14 protein-coding genes and 1 riboswitch are annotated in these 17,835 nt (G+C 69.2%); of the genes, 11 read left to right on the top strand and 3 right to left on the bottom strand.

Going from position 1 to position 17,835, the window contains the following annotated elements; translation table 11 throughout:
- The first annotated feature begins 20 nt into the window (after positions 1–20).
- The 5 genes from OCQ_RS15325 to OCQ_RS15305 all read left to right on the top strand — a co-directional run bounded on the left by OCQ_RS15325 (position 21) and on the right by OCQ_RS15305 (position 7,501).
- Entirely contained in the window at positions 21–596 is a 576-nt protein-coding gene (locus OCQ_RS15325) for a carboxymuconolactone decarboxylase family protein (protein ID WP_014385153.1), read from the top strand.
- Positions 597–665: 69 nt separating this feature from the next.
- Positions 666–1,790 carry an NAD(P)H-dependent flavin oxidoreductase gene (locus OCQ_RS15320; protein WP_008257872.1) on the top strand — a complete coding sequence of 375 codons (1,125 nt, stop codon included), beginning with the start codon at positions 666–668 and terminating at the stop codon, positions 1,788–1,790.
- 82 nt (positions 1,791–1,872) lie between these two features.
- Positions 1,873–2,054: riboswitch (M-box (ykoK) riboswitch) on the top strand.
- Between the two features lie 287 nt (positions 2,055–2,341).
- Positions 2,342–2,587, top strand: a complete 246-nt coding sequence (locus tag OCQ_RS15315; RefSeq protein WP_008257871.1) for an Rv1535 family protein — start codon at positions 2,342–2,344, stop codon at positions 2,585–2,587.
- A gap of 206 nt (positions 2,588–2,793) precedes the next feature.
- Positions 2,794–5,907, top strand: a complete 3,114-nt coding sequence (gene ileS / locus OCQ_RS15310; protein WP_014385152.1) for an isoleucine--tRNA ligase — start codon at positions 2,794–2,796, stop codon at positions 5,905–5,907.
- Positions 5,908–6,100: 193 nt separating this feature from the next.
- On the top strand, positions 6,101–7,501 hold the full coding sequence (locus OCQ_RS15305) for a DNA polymerase IV (RefSeq protein ID WP_020822855.1): 1,401 nt from the start codon (positions 6,101–6,103) through the stop codon (positions 7,499–7,501).
- Here the strand turns inward: OCQ_RS15305 and OCQ_RS15300 are convergent.
- Complete coding sequence (locus OCQ_RS15300; RefSeq protein WP_036456157.1) at positions 7,466–8,392, bottom strand: asparaginase; 927 nt, start codon at positions 8,390–8,392, stop codon at positions 7,466–7,468. The two genes, OCQ_RS15305 and OCQ_RS15300, sit on opposite strands and share 36 nt — an antisense overlap.
- 70 nt (positions 8,393–8,462) lie before the next feature.
- Here OCQ_RS15300 and lspA point away from each other — a divergent pair, with 70 nt between their 5' ends.
- Together lspA and OCQ_RS15290 are read left to right on the top strand one after the other, a co-directional pair.
- Positions 8,463–9,065 carry a signal peptidase II gene (gene lspA, locus OCQ_RS15295; protein WP_080588025.1) on the top strand — a complete coding sequence of 201 codons (603 nt, stop codon included), beginning with the start codon at positions 8,463–8,465 and terminating at the stop codon, positions 9,063–9,065.
- Positions 9,058–9,984: an RluA family pseudouridine synthase gene (locus OCQ_RS15290; protein WP_008257866.1), complete on the top strand. Its 927-nt coding sequence runs from the start codon at positions 9,058–9,060 to the stop codon at positions 9,982–9,984. Before lspA ends, OCQ_RS15290 begins: the two co-directional genes overlap by 8 nt.
- 44 nt (positions 9,985–10,028) lie before the next feature.
- Here OCQ_RS15290 and OCQ_RS15285 read toward each other — a convergent pair whose 3' ends face one another.
- A complete protein-coding gene (locus OCQ_RS15285; protein ID WP_014385149.1) occupies positions 10,029–10,787 on the bottom strand; it encodes a class I SAM-dependent methyltransferase in 759 nt (252 codons plus the stop codon).
- A 42-nt stretch (positions 10,788–10,829) separates the two neighbouring features.
- Positions 10,830–11,237, bottom strand: a complete 408-nt coding sequence (locus tag OCQ_RS15280) for a group I truncated hemoglobin (RefSeq protein WP_009955507.1) — start codon at positions 11,235–11,237, stop codon at positions 10,830–10,832.
- Positions 11,238–11,458: 221 nt separating this feature from the next.
- Between OCQ_RS15280 and OCQ_RS15275 the strand changes: the two genes are divergently transcribed.
- The 4 genes from OCQ_RS15275 (at position 11,459) to dnaE (ending at position 17,791) form a co-directional block, all read left to right on the top strand.
- Entirely contained in the window at positions 11,459–12,499 is a 1,041-nt protein-coding gene (locus OCQ_RS15275; RefSeq protein ID WP_014385148.1) for an SDR family NAD(P)-dependent oxidoreductase, read from the top strand.
- Positions 12,500–12,502: 3 nt separating this feature from the next.
- Positions 12,503–13,306 (top strand): SDR family NAD(P)-dependent oxidoreductase, encoded by an 804-nt coding sequence (locus tag OCQ_RS15270; protein ID WP_008257860.1) that lies wholly within the window; start codon positions 12,503–12,505, stop codon positions 13,304–13,306.
- Between the two features lie 398 nt (positions 13,307–13,704).
- Complete coding sequence (locus tag OCQ_RS15265) at positions 13,705–14,136, top strand: type II toxin-antitoxin system Rv0910 family toxin (RefSeq protein ID WP_008257858.1); 432 nt, start codon at positions 13,705–13,707, stop codon at positions 14,134–14,136.
- Positions 14,137–14,257: 121 nt separating this feature from the next.
- A complete protein-coding gene (gene dnaE, locus OCQ_RS15260) occupies positions 14,258–17,791 on the top strand; it encodes a DNA polymerase III subunit alpha (RefSeq protein WP_014385147.1) in 3,534 nt (1,177 codons plus the stop codon).
- The last annotated feature ends 44 nt before the right edge of the window (positions 17,792–17,835 follow it).

Raw genomic sequence — 17,835 nt, 5'->3', positions numbered from 1 at the left:
CGGAGAGGAGTGCTCATCCGATGACAACAGCGCGCCTGCCCAAACTGCCACTGGACGAAGCCAAAGCCGCCGCCGACGAAGCGGCCGTCCCCAACTACATGGCCGAACTGAGCATCTTCCAAGTGCTGCTCAACCATCCGCCGCTGGCGCGCGCCATCAACGACCTGCTCGCCACCATGCTCTGGCACGGCGCCCTCGACGCGCGGTTGCGCGAGTTGGCGATCATGCGGATCGGCTGGCTGACCGCGTGCGACTACGAGTGGACGCAGCATTGGCGCGTCGCGTCCCGGCTCGGCGTCCCGGGTGACGACCTGCTCGGCGTGCGAGATTGGCGGAACTACGCCGGGTTTGGGCCCGCCGAGCGGGCCGTGCTGGCGGCGACCGACGACGTGGTGCGCGACGGCGCTGTCAGCGCCGCGAGCTGGACGGCCTGCGAGCGCGAATTCGACGGCGACACAACGGTTCTCGTCGAGCTGGTCACGGTCATCGGCGCGTGGCGCATGGTCTCCTCCATCCTGCAGAGCCTCGAGGTGCCGCTGGAGGACGGCGTATCGAGCTGGCCTCCGGACGGCCGGCCGCCCGGGCCCAAGGGTTGAGCCGGCGGCGCGAATTGCACAGGGCCGTAAGCGATTGACTTCTCAAGCGGGAACTCTTAGCGTCGGGCAATGAGAACCAGGGTCGCCGAGATGCTCGGTGTCGAATTCCCGATCTGCGCCTTCAGCCATTGCCGCGACGTGGTGGCCGCGGTGACCAACGCGGGCGGATTCGGCATCCTGGGCGCCACCGCGCACAGCCCGGCGCGACTGCGCAGCGAGCTGACCTGGATCGAGCAGCAGACCGGCGGCAAGCCCTACGGGGTCGACCTGCTGCTGCCGCCCAAATACGTCGGCGCCGAGCAGGGCGGGATCGACACCAACCAGGCCCGGACCCTGCTGCCCGAGGAGCATCGCGCGTTCGTCGACGACCTGCTGGCCCGCTACGGCGTGACGGCGCCCGCCGGGGACGCCCGCCCGTCCGTGGGCGGTTTGAACATCTCGCCCAAGAGCTACCAGCCGCTGCTCGACGTGGCCTTCGACCACGACATCCGGCTGATCGCCAGCGCGCTCGGCCCACCCCCGGCGGACCTCGTCGAACGCGCCCACGACGCCGGCGTGCTGGTGGCCGCGCTGGCCGGCACCACCCGCCACGCCCAGCGGCACGCCGCCGCCGGCGTCGACCTGATCGTCGCGCAGGGCACCGAAGCGGGCGGCCACACCGGCGAGGTGGCGACGATGGTGCTGGTGCCGGAGGTCGTCGACGCCGTGGCCCCGGTGCCGGTGCTCGCCGCCGGGGGTATCGCCCGCGGCCGCCAGATCGCGGCGGCGCTGGCGCTGGGCGCCGAGGGCGTGTGGTGCGGGTCGGTGTGGCTGACCACCGAGGAAGCCGAGACGGTGCCCGTGGTCAAGGAGAAGTTCCTGGCCGCCACGTCCTCGGACACGGTGCGGTCCCGCTCGATGACCGGCAAGCCGGCGCGCATGCTGCGGACCGCCTGGACCGAGGAGTGGGACCGGCCGGAGAACCCCGACCCGCTCGGTATGCCGTTGCAGACCGCGCTGATCACCGAGCCGCAGCTGCGCATCAATTCCGCCGCCGCCCACGACGGCGCCAGGGCGCGTGAGCTGGCGACTTACTTCGTCGGGCAGGTGGTGGGCTCGCTCGATCGGGTCCGGCCGACGCGCTCGGTGGTGCTGGACATGGTCGAGGAATTCATCGACACGATCGGCCGGCTCGACGGCCTGGTCGAGAAGTGATCACGGCGCGGTCGGTAACGAATCGCGGACACGCTGTCCAGGGATTTGACCGCGTCAGACCGCTCGTGCATTATCGGTCGGGTAAGCACCTCGTTAGGTGAGGCGTCTACACGAATACAGGCCACTGACCCCGAACGTCGAAAGACGCCCCGGGTCAGGACAGCTCCTCCCGGCTTAAGGGTTGAGCCCAGGTGGCTTCCGGTTTGGTTTTTCCAGGCCAGGACACGTCGTGTGGTGCCGAAGCTCTGACGAGAGGGGTGCGGATCTCCGGCGGTCGTCGGATTCTGCTCCTTTTGCTGCGCCTAGATCGCATGCGACCCCGCATGCGTCGCGACCGCGAGGAGGTGAGGGACACATGAGTTCTTGCGATAGTCCGGATCGAAGTCCGAACCCTGTTCCGTCCCGATCCGTTCTCCGGCGCGACCTCCTCGGCTGAGGCGTCGCACACGCTAAGTGCTTATCCGCCAAGCGTTCTGAGATCGGAACCCACCCGGGACGGGACACGTCAGTCCTTTTTGGTCCCCGTTGGAATTCTCCTCTAGGAGTCGATCATGACCGCAGCTCTCTACGACGACGTCGTCACCGTCGCGCCCGCCCGCACCCTGAGGGTGGTACGCGACGTCCCCGAAATCCACGTCCCCGAGCCCGTGGAAGAGCCGCGCCGCAGCGACTTCCCGCTCTTCGGCCCGGGCGGCGACCCCCTGATCCACGGGGCCTGCCGGTTGCTCAGCATTCCGCTGCGCCACGTGTACGCGGCGCTGTGGCGGGTGGGTGTGCTCGAGGTTCGGGGCCAGTAGAATCGTTTCATTGGCGTCGATCCGGCCATCACCGGGGAGCTTTCGGAAGAACAGCCGTTCCGGCTCAGTAGAACCGAACGGGTAGGCCCGTCACAGCCTTCAATGAGCGGTCGCGCGTGAGCGCGGCAAGCGGGGTGGTACCGCGGCGCTCGCGCAGCCGGCGCGTCGTCGTCCCCAGGCCTGGAGACTGGCACAGGAGACGACGTTTGACCGAGCACACATACCCGAAGCCGGCGGGCGGGGCGCCCGACTTCCCGGCCCTCGAGGTCGAGGTGCTGGACTACTGGGCCCGAGACGACACCTTCCGCGCCAGCATCGCCCGCCGCGACGGCTCGCCGGAGTACGTGTTCTACGACGGGCCGCCGTTCGCCAACGGCCTGCCGCACTACGGGCACCTGCTCACCGGCTACGTCAAGGACATCGTCCCGCGCTACCGCACCATGCGCGGCTACAAGGTGGAGCGCCGATTCGGCTGGGACACCCACGGGCTGCCGGCCGAACTCGAGGTCGAGCGCCAGTTGGGCATCACCGACAAGTCCCAGATCGACGACATGGGCATCGCCGCCTTCAACGACGCCTGCCGCGCCTCGGTGCTGCGCTACACCGACGAGTGGCAGGCCTACGTCACCCGCCAGGCGCGCTGGGTCGATTTCGACAACGACTACAAGACGCTGGACCTGCCCTACATGGAGTCGGTGATCTGGGCGTTCAAACAGCTGTGGGACAAGGGCCTGGCGTATGAGGGCTACCGGGTGTTGCCCTATTGCTGGCGCGACGAAACCCCGTTGTCCAACCACGAATTGCGGATGGACGACGACGTCTACCAGAGCCGCCAGGACCCCGCTCTCACCGTCGGATTCCGGGTAGTGGGCGGTTCGCTTGATGGCGCGCATCTGCTGGTGTGGACGACGACGCCCTGGACGCTGCCGTCCAACCTCGCCGTCGCCGTCAACCCCGATGTGACCTACGTGCAGGTGCGGGTGGGCGAGCGTCGTTTCGTGCTGGCGGAGGCGCGGCTGGCCGCCTACGCCCGCGAGCTGGGCGAAGAGCCCGAGGTGCTGGGCACCTACCGGGGCGCGGACCTGCTCGACACCCGATACCTGCCGCCGTTCCCGTATTTCGTGGACACCCCTAACGCGTTTCGGGTCCTGCCGGGCGAGTTCGTCACCACCGAGGACGGCACCGGCATCGTGCACATGGCGCCGGCCTACGGCGAGGACGACATGGCGGTCGGCGAGGCGGCCGGCATCGCGCCGGTCACGCCGGTCGACTCCAAGGGCCGATTCGACGCCAGCGTCCCGGATTACCAGGGGCAGCACGTCTTTGACGCCAACCCGCACATCATCCGCGACCTGAAGAACGGCACCGGCCCCGCCGCGGCCAACGGGGCGGTGCTGGTGCGCCACGAAACCTACGAGCACCCCTACCCGCACTGCTGGCGGTGCCGCAATCCGCTGATCTACCGGGCGGTCTCGTCGTGGTTCGTCGCGGTCACCGAATTCCGGGACCGCATGGTGGAGCTCAACCAGCAGATCACCTGGTACCCCGAACACGTCAAGGACGGCCAGTTCGGCAAGTGGTTGCAGGGGGCCCGCGATTGGTCGATCTCGCGAAACCGCTACTGGGGCACCCCGATTCCGGTGTGGAAGTCCGACGATCCGGCCTACCCGCGCATCGACGTGTACGGCAGCCTCGACGAGCTGGAGCGCGATTTCGGGGTGCGGCCGACCAACCTGCACCGTCCCTTCATCGACGAGCTGACCCGGCCCAATCCGGACGACCCGACCGGGCGTTCGGTCATGCGGCGCATCCCGGACGTGCTCGACGTGTGGTTCGACTCCGGGTCGATGCCCTATGCCCAGGTGCACTACCCGTTCGAGAACTCCGACTGGTTCGACACGCACTACCCGGGCGACTTCATCGTCGAGTACATCGGCCAGACCCGCGGCTGGTTCTACACGCTGCACGTGCTGGCCACCGCGCTGTTCGACCGGCCCTCCTTCAAAACCTGTGTGGCCCATGGCATCGTGCTGGGCTCCGACGGCCAGAAGATGAGCAAGTCGCTGCGCAACTATCCCGACGTGTCCGAGGTGTTCGACCGCGACGGCTCCGACGCCATGCGGTGGTTCCTGATGGCCTCGCCGATCCTGCGCGGCGGCAACCTCATCGTCACCGAGCAGGGCATCCGCGAGGGCGTGCGCCAGGTGCTGCTGCCGTTCTGGAACGCCTACAGCTTCCTGGCCCTCTACGCGCCGAAAGTCGGTACCTGGCGCACCGATTCGACTCAGGTGCTGGATCGCTACATCCTGGCCAAGCTCGCCCAACTGCGCGACGACCTGACCCGCGAGATGGACAGCTGTGACATCTCGCGGGCCTGCGAGCAGCTGCGCCTGTTCACCGAGGCGTTGACGAACTGGTATGTGCGACGGTCGCGTTCGCGGTTCTGGGCCGAGGACGTCGACGCCATCGACACCCTGCACACCGTGCTCGAGGTGACCGCGCGGCTGGCCGCGCCGCTGCTCCCGTCGGTGACCGAGGTCGTCTGGCGCGGCCTGACTTCTCAGCGCTCGGTGCACCTGACCGATTGGCCGGCACCCGGTGCCGTGCCCGCCGACCCCGAGCTGGTCGCCGCGATGGATCAGGTTCGCGAGGTGTGCTCGGCCGCCTCGTCGCTGCGCAAGGCCAAAAAGCTGCGGGTGCGGTTGCCGTTGCCGAAACTCACTGTGGCCGTGGAGAACCCGCACCTCCTGGAGCCGTTCGTCGACCTGATCGCCGACGAGCTCAACGTCAAGACCGTCGAGCTGACCGACGCGATCGACACCTACGGCTCCTTCGAGCTCACCGTCAACGCGCGGGTGGCCGGGCCGCGGCTGGGCAAGGACGTGCAGGCGGCGATCAAGGCGGTCAAGGCGGGGGAGGGCGTCGTCAACGACGACGGCACCCTGACCGCCGGGCCCGCGGTGCTGCAGCCCGGTGAGTACAGCTCGCGGCTGGTGGCCGCCGACCCGGAATTCACCGCGGCCCTGCCCGACGGCGCGGGCCTGGTGGTGCTGGACGGCACCGTCACACCAGAACTCGAAGCCGAGGGCTGGGCCAAGGACCGCATCCGCGAACTGCAGGAGCTGCGCAAGTCGAGCGGGCTGGACGTCTCCGATCGCATCAGCGTGGTGATGTCGGTGCCCGCCGAGCGCGCCGACTGGGCGCGGGCGCACCGCGACCTCATCGCCGGCGAAATCCTGGCCACCAGCTTCGAATTCGGCGACCCGGCCGACGGCGCGGACATCGGCGACGGCGTGCGGGTGAGCATCGCCAAGGCCTGAGCCGTCACATCCGCCACTTTCGTCTCCCCGCGAGGCGACACGTCTTGTGCCCACCTCCGAGCGACAATCGCCACCGCAGCGTGTCGGCGTGACCAACTGTCGCTGTGAGGCGGGCACAACACCATATGGTCGGACGCCGCTTTCGGCGGCCAAGCGAGCCGGGCGCGCGTCCGGAGGGCCCTAGCATCAATCTGTGGAGTCGCGTTGGGTGCTGCACCTGGACATGGACGCGTTCTTCGCTTCCGTCGAGCAGCTCACCCGGCCGACCCTGCGCGGTCGGCCGGTGCTGGTCGGCGGTTTGGGTGGGCGCGGAGTGGTGGCCGGCGCCAGCTACGAGGCCCGGGTGTTCGGCGCCCGGTCGGCCATGCCCATGCATCAGGCCCGCCGGCTGGTCGGCGTGAGCGCGGTGGTGTTGCCGCCGCGCGGCGTGGTGTACGGGGTGGCCAGCCGGCGGGTCTTCGACACCATCCGCGCCGTCGTCCCCGTCGTCGAGCAGCTCTCCTTCGACGAGGGATTCGGCGAACCCGCGCAGCTGGCCGGCGCGTCCGCCGCCGACGTCGCAACCTTCTGCGAGGACCTGCGCCGACGGGTCCGCGACCAGACCGGGCTGATCGCCTCGGTCGGCGCGGGCTCGGGCAAACAGATCGCCAAGATCGCCTCCGGTCTGGCCAAGCCCGACGGGATCCGCGTCGTCCGCCGCGACGAAGAACGGTCGCTGCTCGGCGGGTTGCCGGTGCGCCGCCTATGGGGAATCGGTCCGGTCGCCGAGGAGAAGCTGCATCGCCTCGGCATCGAGACCGTCGGCGAGCTGGCCGCGCTGAGCGACGCCGAGGCGGCCAACATCCTGGGCGCGACGATCGGGCCGGCGCTGCACCGGCTGGCCCGCGGCGTCGACGACCGCCCCGTCGCCGAGCGCGCCGAGGCCAAACAGATCAGCTCCGAGTCGACCTTCGCCGTCGACCTGACCAGCCTCGAGCAGCTGCGGGAGGCGATCGAACCGATCGCCGAGCACGCCCATCACCGGCTGCTGCGCGATGGCCGCGGCGCGCGCACGGTCACGGTCAAGCTGAAGAAGTCCGACATGAGCACGCTGACCCGGTCCGCGACGCTGCCCTACGCCACCACCGAGGTCGCCGCGCTGGTCGGCGTGGCCCGCCGCCTGTTGCTCGATCCGCGCGAGATCGGGCCCATTCGCCTTCTCGGCGTGGGGTTTTCGGGGTTGAGCGACGTGCGCCAGGAGTCGCTGTTCCCCGATTTGGAATTGCCGCAGCCGCAACCGGATTCGCCGTCGGTCGAAACCGCGACCGAGGTGATGTTCACCAAGGGGCCGGAAGAGGCTGGGTGGCGGGTGGGCGATGACGTCGTGCACCGCGAGCTCGGGCACGGCTGGGTGCAGGGCGCGGGCCACGGCGTGGTGACCGCGCGGTTCGAAACCCGCACCTCCGGGCCGGGCCCGGCCCGCACGTTTCCCGCCGACAGCGGAGAGCTCGCCCGCGCCAACCCGGTCGATTCGCTGGACTGGCCGGACTATGTGGGCGATCTGCAGACCGACGCCGCGTCAGCCCCACCGGCCGATGACGTCGGCGACCGGTAACCCGGCGGCCAGCGCGGCGATCAGCAAAACCCGCGCCTGGGCCGGGCGCAGCCCGGGCACCATGATCGCCCCGGCCGCCGCCATGTCATGGCCGGGGCCGTAGCTCGCGCCGACCCGCCCGCCGGGGACCCGGGTGGACACCGCGACGACGACCCCGTCGCCGCAGTGCCGGCGCACCGCGTCGACCACCGCGGGACCGGCGTTCCCCGAGCCCAGCGCCTCGAGCACCACGCCGCGCGCCCCGGCAGCCACGCAGGCGTCGAGCGCGACCGCGTCACTGCCCAGGTAGGCCGCGACGATGTCCACCCGCGGCGCCGAGTCCGCCCGCACCTCGCCCACGTACGGCCTCGTCTTCGACCCGGTCAACGCCACCTCGCCGGCGACGGTGCCCAGCAGCCGGCCGGTGAAGCCGCTCAGGTCCTCGGTGGCCACCTTGTACATGCCCAGCGGCTGCAGCACCCGGCCCGCGAAACACATCACCACGCCCAGGCCGCGGGCGGCGGGGCTGGCCGCCACGGCCAGGGCGTCGCGCACGTTCGCCGGACCGTCCGCGTCGGGCGCGTCGGCGCTGCGCATGGCGCCGGTCAACACGACCGGCGCGTCGCCGCCGTAGGTCAGGTCGAGCCACAGGGCGCTTTCCTCCATCGTGTCGGTGCCATGCAGGACGACCACCCCGTCGGCGCCCGCGTCGAGCGCGCCCGTCACCGCGTCGCGGATCCGGTCCCAATCGGCCAGCGTCAGCTCCGAGCTGTCGACCGCCAGCAGGTCCACGACGTCGACGTCGAGACCGGACGTCAGCTCCGCCGCGCCGTAGGCCGGCCGATGCACCCCGTCGGCGCCGGTGGCGGTCGATATCGTGCCCCCGGTGGCGATCACGGTGAGGCGGGCCATGTTCGAATCATTGCGCATCGCTGTCGCGGACGTCGCTCGCCCGCGCGGGGCGGTAGGGGATGATGGGAGAGTGCCTGAAGAACCAACGGGATCGACTGAGCCGGTGACCTCGGCCGACAAGCCCGAGGACGCCGCGGCGACCGACCCGCAGCGGCCCCCGCGCCGGCTGCGCCTGCTGCTGTCGGTCGCGGCCATCGTCCTGGCCCTCGACATCGTCACCAAGGTGCTCGCCGTCAAGCTGTTGCCGCCCGGCCAGCCGGTGCCGATCATCGGCGACACGGTCACCTGGACCCTGGTGCGCAATTCGGGTGCCGCGTTCTCGATGGCCACCGGATACACGTGGATGCTGACCTTGATCGCGACGGGCGTGGTGGTCGGCATCTTCTGGATGGGCCGGCGGCTGGTATCCCCCTGGTGGGCGGTGGGCCTGGGGTTGATCCTCGGCGGCGCCATGGGCAACCTGGTCGACCGCTTCTTCCGGGCCCCCGGACCGCTGCGCGGCCACGTCGTCGACTTCCTCTCCGTCGGTTGGTGGCCGGTGTTCAACGTCGCCGACCCCTCGGTGGTCGGTGGAGCCATCCTGCTGGTGGTGCTGTCGATCTTCGGCTTCGACTTCGACTCGGTCGGTCGGCGTCGCAAGGACGACGACACCGGGGACAGCGCGGGTGAGTGACCGCTCGATGCCGGTCCCCGAGGGACTGGCGGGCATGCGCGTCGACGCCGGGCTGGCCCGCCTGCTGGGGCTGTCGCGCAGCGCGGCGGCGGCGCTGGCCGAAGACGGCGGCGTCGAGCTGGACGGGGTGCAGGCCGGCAAGTCCGATCGTCTGACCGGCGGGGCGTGGCTGCAGGTGCGCCTGCCCGAGCCGCCGGCCCCGTTGCAGAACACGCCGGTCGACATCGAGGGCATGACGATCCTGTATTCCGACGACGACATCGTCGCGGTCGACAAACCGGCCGCGGTGGCCGCCCACGCGTCGGTGGGCTGGAGCGGGCCGACGGTGCTCGGCGGCCTGGCGGCCGCCGGTTACCGGATCACCACCTCCGGCGTGCCCGAGCGGCAGGGCATCGTGCATCGCCTCGACGTCGGCACCTCCGGGGTGATGGTGGTGGCGCTCTCCGAGCGCGCCTACACGTTGCTCAAGCGGGCGTTCAAGCAACGCACCGTCGACAAGCGCTATCACGCGCTGGTGCAGGGACACCCGGATCCGTCCAGCGGCACCATCGACGCGCCGATCGGGCGCCACCGCGGCGGCGAGTGGAAGTTCGCGATCACCAAGGACGGCCGGCACAGCCTCACCCACTACGACACCGTGGAGGCCTTCGTCGCCGCCAGCCTGCTCGACGTGCACCTGGAAACCGGGCGCACCCACCAGATCCGGGTGCATTTCTCCGCGTTGCACCACCCGTGCTGCGGAGACCTGGTCTACGGCGCCGACCCAAAGCTCGCGAAAAGGCTTGGGCTGGAACGTCAATGGCTGCACGCCCGCTCGCTGTCGTTCGCCCACCCGGCCGACGGCCGGCGGATGGAGATCGTCAGCCCCTATCCGCCCGACCTGCAGCACGCGCTGGACGTGCTGCGCGACGAGGGCTGACTCAGTCTGATGGTCGCGCCCGGCTTCGCCGCGCTTGCGATCGCTCAGCCGGGCTTGCGGGCCTCGACGAGCAGCCGCACGGAGTCGGTGACGAACGGCCCCTCGGACTCGATGCGCTCGTGCAGTTCGGCCAGCCGGTCGCGGTAGCGCTGGACGGTGAAGTCGGGCACCGACCAGATCACCTTGCGCAGGAAGTAGACGATGGCGCCGATGTCGAAGAACTCCGCGCGCATCCGCTCCATGCGCAGATCGACGATCTGCAGCCCGGCCGCCTCGGCCTGCGCGCGCACGGCGTCGGGGTGAAACTCGGTCCCTTTCTCCGGTTGGGGCCCGATGAAGTACTCGACCAACTCGGCCATCGTGGCGGGGCCGATGTGCTGCGCGAAGTAGCTGCCGCCGGGGCGGAGCACCCGAAAGATCTCGGTCCACCAGACGGAGATCGGATGGCGCGTGGTCACCAGGTCGAACGCGTCATCGGCGAACGGCAGCGGCGGCTCGTCCCGCGTCGCGACGACCACCGCGCCCAGCGGATGCAGGCGTTGCGTGGCCAGGGCGGCGTTGGGAGGCCACGTCTCGATGGCCGCCATGGTGGGCGGGAAGGGGGCGGCGCCGGCCAGCACCTCGCCGCCTCCGGTGTGAATGTCCAGCGCGGCCGACACGCTCGCCAACCGTTGCCGCAGCAGGCGCTGGTAGCCCCACGACGGGCGTTCCTCGGTCGCCCGGCCGTCCAGCCACGAGAAATCCCAGCCGTCGACCGGGGCGGCCTCCGCCTCCGCGATCAGGTCGTCAAATGTGCGCCGCATGTCAGCATGCTAGGCACCGTTCGAGACGGATAGCACGCGCGCTCAGACCGTCGCCTTGGCGTCGCCCGTCGCGATCTCGGGCGCCAACGGCGCGATCGCACCGAGGATCTCGGTCACCGTCTCGGGCGGCACCCCGGCGGCGGCCAGCGCATCGGCCAGATGCGCGGCCACCAAACCGAAGTGGTGCATGGTGATTCCGCGGCCCTGATGCACCTGCTTCATCGGTGCGCCGGTGTAAGGCTCCGGGCCGCCCAGCGCCGCGGCGAAGAACTCGACCTGTTTGCCCTTGAGGCGGTTCATGTTCGTGCCGGCGAAGAAGCCGGCGAGTTCGTCGTCCGCAAGCACTCGGACGTAGAAGTCGTCGACGGCGACCTCGATCGCCTCGTGCCCGCCGATCCGGTCGTAGATGGTGCCCGGTTCAGGCTTGCGGAAGCGCGCCAGAATTTTCATAAGGCCGATTGGAACATCCCGGCGTTGCCCGTCGGTTAGTGCGCGATCACGTCCGGATTGCTGTGTGTAACAAGCGGATTGCCTATCGGTGGCGGTCGTGATGGGTGAACCGTGAGAGGGCGCGGCGGGCCACATGAGCGCAATCCGCATCGGGGCGGGGGCCTGATGACCTAGGTTGGCGGTATGACCCGCGTCACATCACTGTCCAGGAGCGAACGCCGATGAACCTTGGCGACTTGACGAACTTGGTGGAGAACTCGCTGGGGAGCCTGGTGGAAAAGCCGCTGGCGACGGTGTCTCACCTCGTCAACACCCCGAACTCAGCGGGCCGGTATCGGCCGTTCTATCTGAGGAATCTGCTCGACGCGGTGCAGGGCCGCACGCTCGAGGAAGCCGTCCGCGACAAGACCATCCTGATCACCGGGGGATCGTCGGGCATCGGCGAGGCCGCCGCGAAGAAGATCGCCGAGGCCGGGGGAACCGTGGCGCTGGTCGCCCGCACCCGGGAAAACCTCGAGAAGGTCGCGGACGAAATCAGCGGTGCCGGCGGGGCCGCCCACGTCTACCCCTGCGACCTGTCCGACATGGACGCCATCGCGGCCATGGCCGATCAGGTGCTCGACGAGCTCGGCGGCGTCGACGTCCTGATCAACAATGCCGGGCGGTCGATTCGCCGATCGCTGGAGCTGTCCTACGACCGCATCCACGACTATCAGCGGACCATGCAGCTGAACTACCTGGGCGCGGTCCAGCTGATTCTCAAGTTCATCCCCGGGATGCGCGAGCGGGGGTATGGGCACATCGTCAACGTCTCCTCGGTGGGTGTGCAGACGCGGGCACCCCGCTTCGGGGCCTACATCGCCAGCAAGGCCGCGCTGGACAGCCTGTGCGACTCGCTGCAGGCCGAGACCGTCAACGACGGCGTCAAGTTCACCACCGTGCACATGGCTTTGGTGCGCACGCCGATGATCAGCCCGACCACGCTGTACGACAAGTTCCCGGCGCTGACGCCCGAGCAGGCGGCCGGGGTGATCGCGGACGCGATCGTGCACCGGCCGCGCCGGGCCAGCTCGCCGTTCGGGCAGTTCGCCGCCGTCGCCGATGCGGTCAACCCGGCGGTGATGGACCGGGTGCGCAACCGGGCGTTCACCATGTTCGGTGACTCCAGCGCCGCGAAGGGTGATCAATCGACAAGCGACACAACGGAATTCGATAGACGAAGCGAAACGTTTGTGCGGGCGACCCGCGGGATACATTGGTGAGACATGAGCCTTCCGAAACCTGACATCCAGACCACCGTCGTCATCACCGGGGCCTCCTCGGGCATCGGCGCCGAACTGGCTCGCGGCCTGGCCCGCCGCGGCTTCCCGCTGCTGCTGGTGGCGCGGCGCCGCGAGCGCCTCGACGAGCTGGCCAACGAGGTCGGCCAGGAGTACTCGGTGGCGGTCGAGGTGCTCCCGCTGGACCTCAGCGACGAGCAGGAGCGCGCCAAGCTGGCGAGCCGGCTGCGCGCGGAGCCGATCGCCGGGCTGTGCAACAGCGCCGGCTTCGGCACCAGCGGCGTCTTCCACGAATTGCCGGTGGAACGCGAGAGCGAGGAGGTCACCCTCAACGCGCTGGCGCTGATGGAACTCACCCACGCGGCCTTGCCCGGGATGGTCGAGCGCGGCGCCGGCGCGGTGATGAACATCGCCTCGATCGCCGGCTTTCAGCCGGTTCCGTACATGGCCGTCTATTCGGCCACCAAGGCGTTCGTGCAGACGTTCTCCGAAGCCGTGCACGAGGAGCTGCACGACACCGGGGTGTCGGTGACCTGCCTGTGCCCGGGGCCGGTGCCGACCGAGTGGGCGGAGATCGCCAACGCCGAGCGGTTCAGCATTCCGCTCGCTCAGGTTTCGCCGCGCGACGTGGCCGAGGCGGCGATCGGCGGCATGCTGTCCGGCCGCCGCACGGTGGTGCCCGGCGTGGTGCCCAAGGTGGTCAGCACGGGCGGGCGGTTTGCGCCGCGCAGCCTGCTGCTGCCGGGCATCCGGATCGGCAACCGATTTCGCGGCGGGCCCAAACACTGAGGTATATGGCGCGTGTTCGTCTCACGCGCTGTTTCGTCTCACGCGCCACACCCGTCCCTCCGTCGGGAGACTGACGAATTGCCCACCTCCGAGCGACAAATGTGATGGCGCGCGTCGCAGCCCGTTGTCGCCCGCGCGTCGCCTCTCGTTGTCGCCCCGCGTCGCCTCTCGTTGTCGCCCCGTGCCGCCTCCTGTTGCCGGCCGCGCGTCGCCTCTCGTTGTCGCCCCGCGTCGCCTCCTGTTGCCGGCCGCGCGTCGCCTCCCGTTGTCGCGCGGAGGTGGGCACAAGACCACATCCCTCCCCGGCGCGACCCAATTGACGGATGTGAGGCGCGACCCGAGTGAAGATGTGAGCCGCGACCCAAGTGACGGATGTGACGCCGGGCTAAGCTCAGTCGGTGGCCGCCGTGGAGATGACCGCCGACGTACCGATGAGCCCCCAGCAGATGTGGGACCGGGTCTCCGATCTGTCGGACCTGGGCGACTGGCTGGTCATGCACGAGGGCTGGCGCAGCGAGCTGCCCGACGAGCTCGGCGAAGGCAGCCAGGTCGTCGGCGTGGCCCGCGCCAAGGGCTTCCGCAACCGGGTGACCTGGACGGTGACCAAGTGGGACCCGCCGCACGAGGTCGCGATGGCGGGCTCGGGCAAGGGCGGCACCAAATACGCCGTTTCACTCACCGTGCGACCCACCGGCGAGGGCTCGACGCTCGGCCTGCGCCTGGAACTGGGTGGGCGCCCGCTGTTCGGTCCGGTGGGCGCGGCGGCGGCCCGCGCCGTCAAAGGCGACGTGCAGAAGTCGTTGAAAAACTTCGTCGAGCTGTACGGATAAACCCTGTGGCGATCGCAAGCGCGGCGAAGCCCGGCGCGGCGGGTCGCCTCCGAAATCATCCGTGACACACGCGGCGACACGCCCAACTCGTGTCGGTCCGCGGTCATAGACTGGCGTCCCTATGAACCACTCGTCCTTCGTGCACCTGCATAACCACACCGAGTACTCGATGTTGGACGGTGCCGCGAAGATCGCGCCGATGCTCGCCGAGGTGGACCGGCTGCAAATGCCCGCGGTCGGGATGACCGACCACGGAAACATGTTCGGCGCCAGCGAGTTCTACAACGCGGCGACCAAGGCCGGGATCAAGCCGATCATCGGCGTCGAGGCCTACATCGCGCCCGCGTCGCGGTTCGACACCCGGCGGATCCTGTGGGGTGACCCCGGCCAGAAGTCCGACGACGTCTCGGGCAGCGGCTCCTACACGCACATGACGATGGTGGCCGAGACGCCCACCGGCCTGCGCAACCTGTTCAAGCTGTCCTCGCTGGCGTCGTTCGAGGGCCAGCTCGGCAAGTGGTCGCGGATGGACGCCGAGATCATCGCCGAACACGCCGAGGGCATCATCGCCACCACGGGCTGCCCCTCGGGGGAGGTGCAGACCCGGCTGCGCCTGGGTCACGACCGCGAGGCGCTGGAGTCGGCGGCCAAGTGGCGCGAGATCTTCGGCGCCGACAACTACTTCCTCGAGCTGATGGACCACGGGCTGTCCATCGAGCAGCGGGTCCGCGACGGGCTGCTCGAGATCGGCCGCAAGCTGGGCATTCCGCCGCTGGCCACCAACGACTGCCACTACGTCACCCGCGACGCCGCCCACAACCACGAGGCGCTGTTGTGCGTGCAGACCGGCAAGACGCTCTCGGACCCCAACCGGTTCAAGTTCGACGGCGACGGCTACTACCTGAAGTCGGCCGCCGAGATGCGCCGCATCTGGGACGACGAGGTCCCCGGCGCCTGCGACTCCACCCTGTTGATCGCCGAGCGGGTGCAGCCCTACGACGAGGTCTGGGCGCCGCGCGACCGGATGCCGATCTTCCCGGTGCCCGAGGGGCACGACCAGGCGAGCTGGCTACACCACGAGGTGATGGCGGGGCTGGCGCGCCGCTTCCCGTCCGGCGTCGGCCAGGACTACATCGACCGGGCCGAGTACGAGATCAAGGTCATCTGCGACAAGGGTTTCCCGTCGTACTTTTTGATCGTCGCCGACCTGATCAACTACGCCCGGTCGGTCGACATCCGGGTGGGGCCGGGGCGCGGTTCGGCGGCGGGCTCGCTGGTGGCCTACGCGCTGGGCATCACCAACATCGATCCCATCCCGCACGGCCTGCTGTTCGAGCGGTTCCTCAACCCGGAACGCCCGTCCGCGCCCGACATCGACATCGACTTCGACGACCGCCGTCGGGGCGAAATGGTGCGCTACGCCGCCGACAAGTGGGGCTCCGACCGCGTCGCCCAGGTCATCACCTTCGGCACCATCAAAACCAAAGCGGCCCTGAAGGACTCGGCACGCATCCACTACGGCCAGCCCGGCTTCGCCATCGCCGACCGGATCACCAAGGCGCTGCCGCCGCCGATCATGGCCAAGGACATCCCGCTGTCGGGGATCACCGATCCCGCCCACGAGCGGTACAAGGAGGCCGCCGAGGTCCGCGGCCTGATCGAAACCGACCCCGACGTCCGCACCATCTACCAGACCGCGCGCGGCCTGGAAGGCCTGATCCGCAACGCCGGGGTGCACGCGTGCGCGGTGATCATGAGCAGCGAGCCGCTGACCGAGGCCATTCCGCTGTGGAAGCGGCCGCAGGACGGCGCCATCATCACCGGCTGGGACTACCCGTCGTGTGAGGCCATCGGCCTGCTGAAGATGGACTTCCTGGGCCTGCGCAACCTGACGATCATCGGCGACGCCCTGGATAACATCAAGGCCAACAGGGGAATTGACCTCGACCTGGAATCCGTCCCGCTGGACGACGGACCCACCTACGAGCTGCTGGGCCGCGGCGACACCCTGGGCGTGTTCCAGCTCGACGGCGGGCCGATGCGCGACCTGCTGCGCCGCATGCAGCCCACCGAGTTCAACGACATCGTCGCGGTGCTGGCGCTGTACCGCCCCGGCCCGATGGGCATGAACGCCCACACCGACTACGCCGACCGCAAGAACGGCCGCCAGCCGATCAAGCCGATTCACCCGGAGCTCGAGGAGCCGCTGCGCGAAATCCTCTCCGAGACTTACGGTTTGATCGTCTACCAAGAGCAGATCATGTTCATCGCCCAGAAGGTCGCCTCCTACACGATGGGCAAGGCCGACGCGCTGCGCAAGGCCATGGGCAAGAAAAAGCTCGAGGTGCTCGAGGCCGAGTACAAGGGCTTCTACGAGGGCATGACCGCCAACGGCTTCTCCGAAAAAGCGGTGAAGGCGTTGTGGGACACCATCCTTCCGTTCGCCGGGTACGCGTTCAACAAATCACACGCGGCCGGCTATGGCCTGGTCTCGTACTGGACCGCCTACCTGAAGGCCAACTATCCGGCCGAGTACATGGCCGGGCTGCTGACCTCGGTGGGTGACGACAAGGACAAGGCCGCCGTCTACCTGGCCGACTGCCGCAAGCTGGGCATCACGGTGTTGCCGCCCGACGTCAACGAATCGCTGGTGAACTTCGCCTCGGTCGGAACGGACATCCGTTTCGGGCTGGGTGCGGTGCGCAACGTCGGCGCCAACGTGGTGGGTTCGCTGATCAGCACCCGCAACGGCAAGGGCAAGTTCACCGACTTCTCGGACTACCTGAACAAGATCGACATCGCCGCCTGCAACAAGAAGGTCACCGAGTCGCTGATCAAGGCCGGCGCGTTCGACTCGCTCGGTCACGCCCGCAAGGGCTTGTTCCTGGTGCACACCGACGCGGTCGATTCGGTGCTGGGCACCAAGAAGGCCGAGGCGATCGGCCAGTTCGACCTGTTCGGCGGCGACGACGGGTGCACCGAAGCGGTGTTCACCATCAAGGTGCCCGACGACGAGTGGGAGGACAAGCACAAGCTCGCGCTGGAGCGGGAGATGCTGGGCCTCTACGTGTCCGGGCATCCGCTCAACGGGGTGGCGCACCTGCTCGCCGCGCAGGTGGACACCCAGATCCCGGCCATCCTCGACGGCGACGTGCCCAACGAGACCCAGGTGCGCGTCGGCGGCATCCTCGCGTCGGTCAACCGGCGCGTCAACAAGAACGGGATGCCTTGGGCGTCAGCGCAATTGGAGGACCTCACCGGTGGCATCGAGGTGATGTTCTTCCCGCACGCGTATTCCACCTATGGCGCCGACATCGCCGATGACACCGTCGTGCTGATCAACGCCAAGGTGGCCATCCGCGACGACCGGATCAGCCTGATCGCCAACGAACTTGTGGTACCGGACTTTTCCAGCGCCCAGGTGAACCGGCCGATCGCCGTCAGCCTGCCGACGCGGCAGTGCACCATCGACAAGGTCAGCGCGCTCAAGCAGGTGCTGGCCCGGCACCCGGGGACCTCGCAGGTGCATCTGCGGCTGATCAGTGGGGACCGGATCACCACCCTGGAACTCGATGCCTCGCTTCGGGTGACGCCGTCGCCGGCGTTGATGGGTGACCTCAAGGAGCTGCTCGGCCCGGGCTGCCTGGGCGGCTAGCGGCGCCGAGTGTGCAGCCGGCCGCGCACTCGCCGACGAGTGTG

It is taken from the genome of Mycobacterium paraintracellulare (genome assembly GCF_000276825.1).
Lineage (GTDB): Bacteria > Actinomycetota > Actinomycetes > Mycobacteriales > Mycobacteriaceae > Mycobacterium > Mycobacterium intracellulare.
This window is presented reverse-complemented; position numbering and strand designations above follow the sequence as displayed.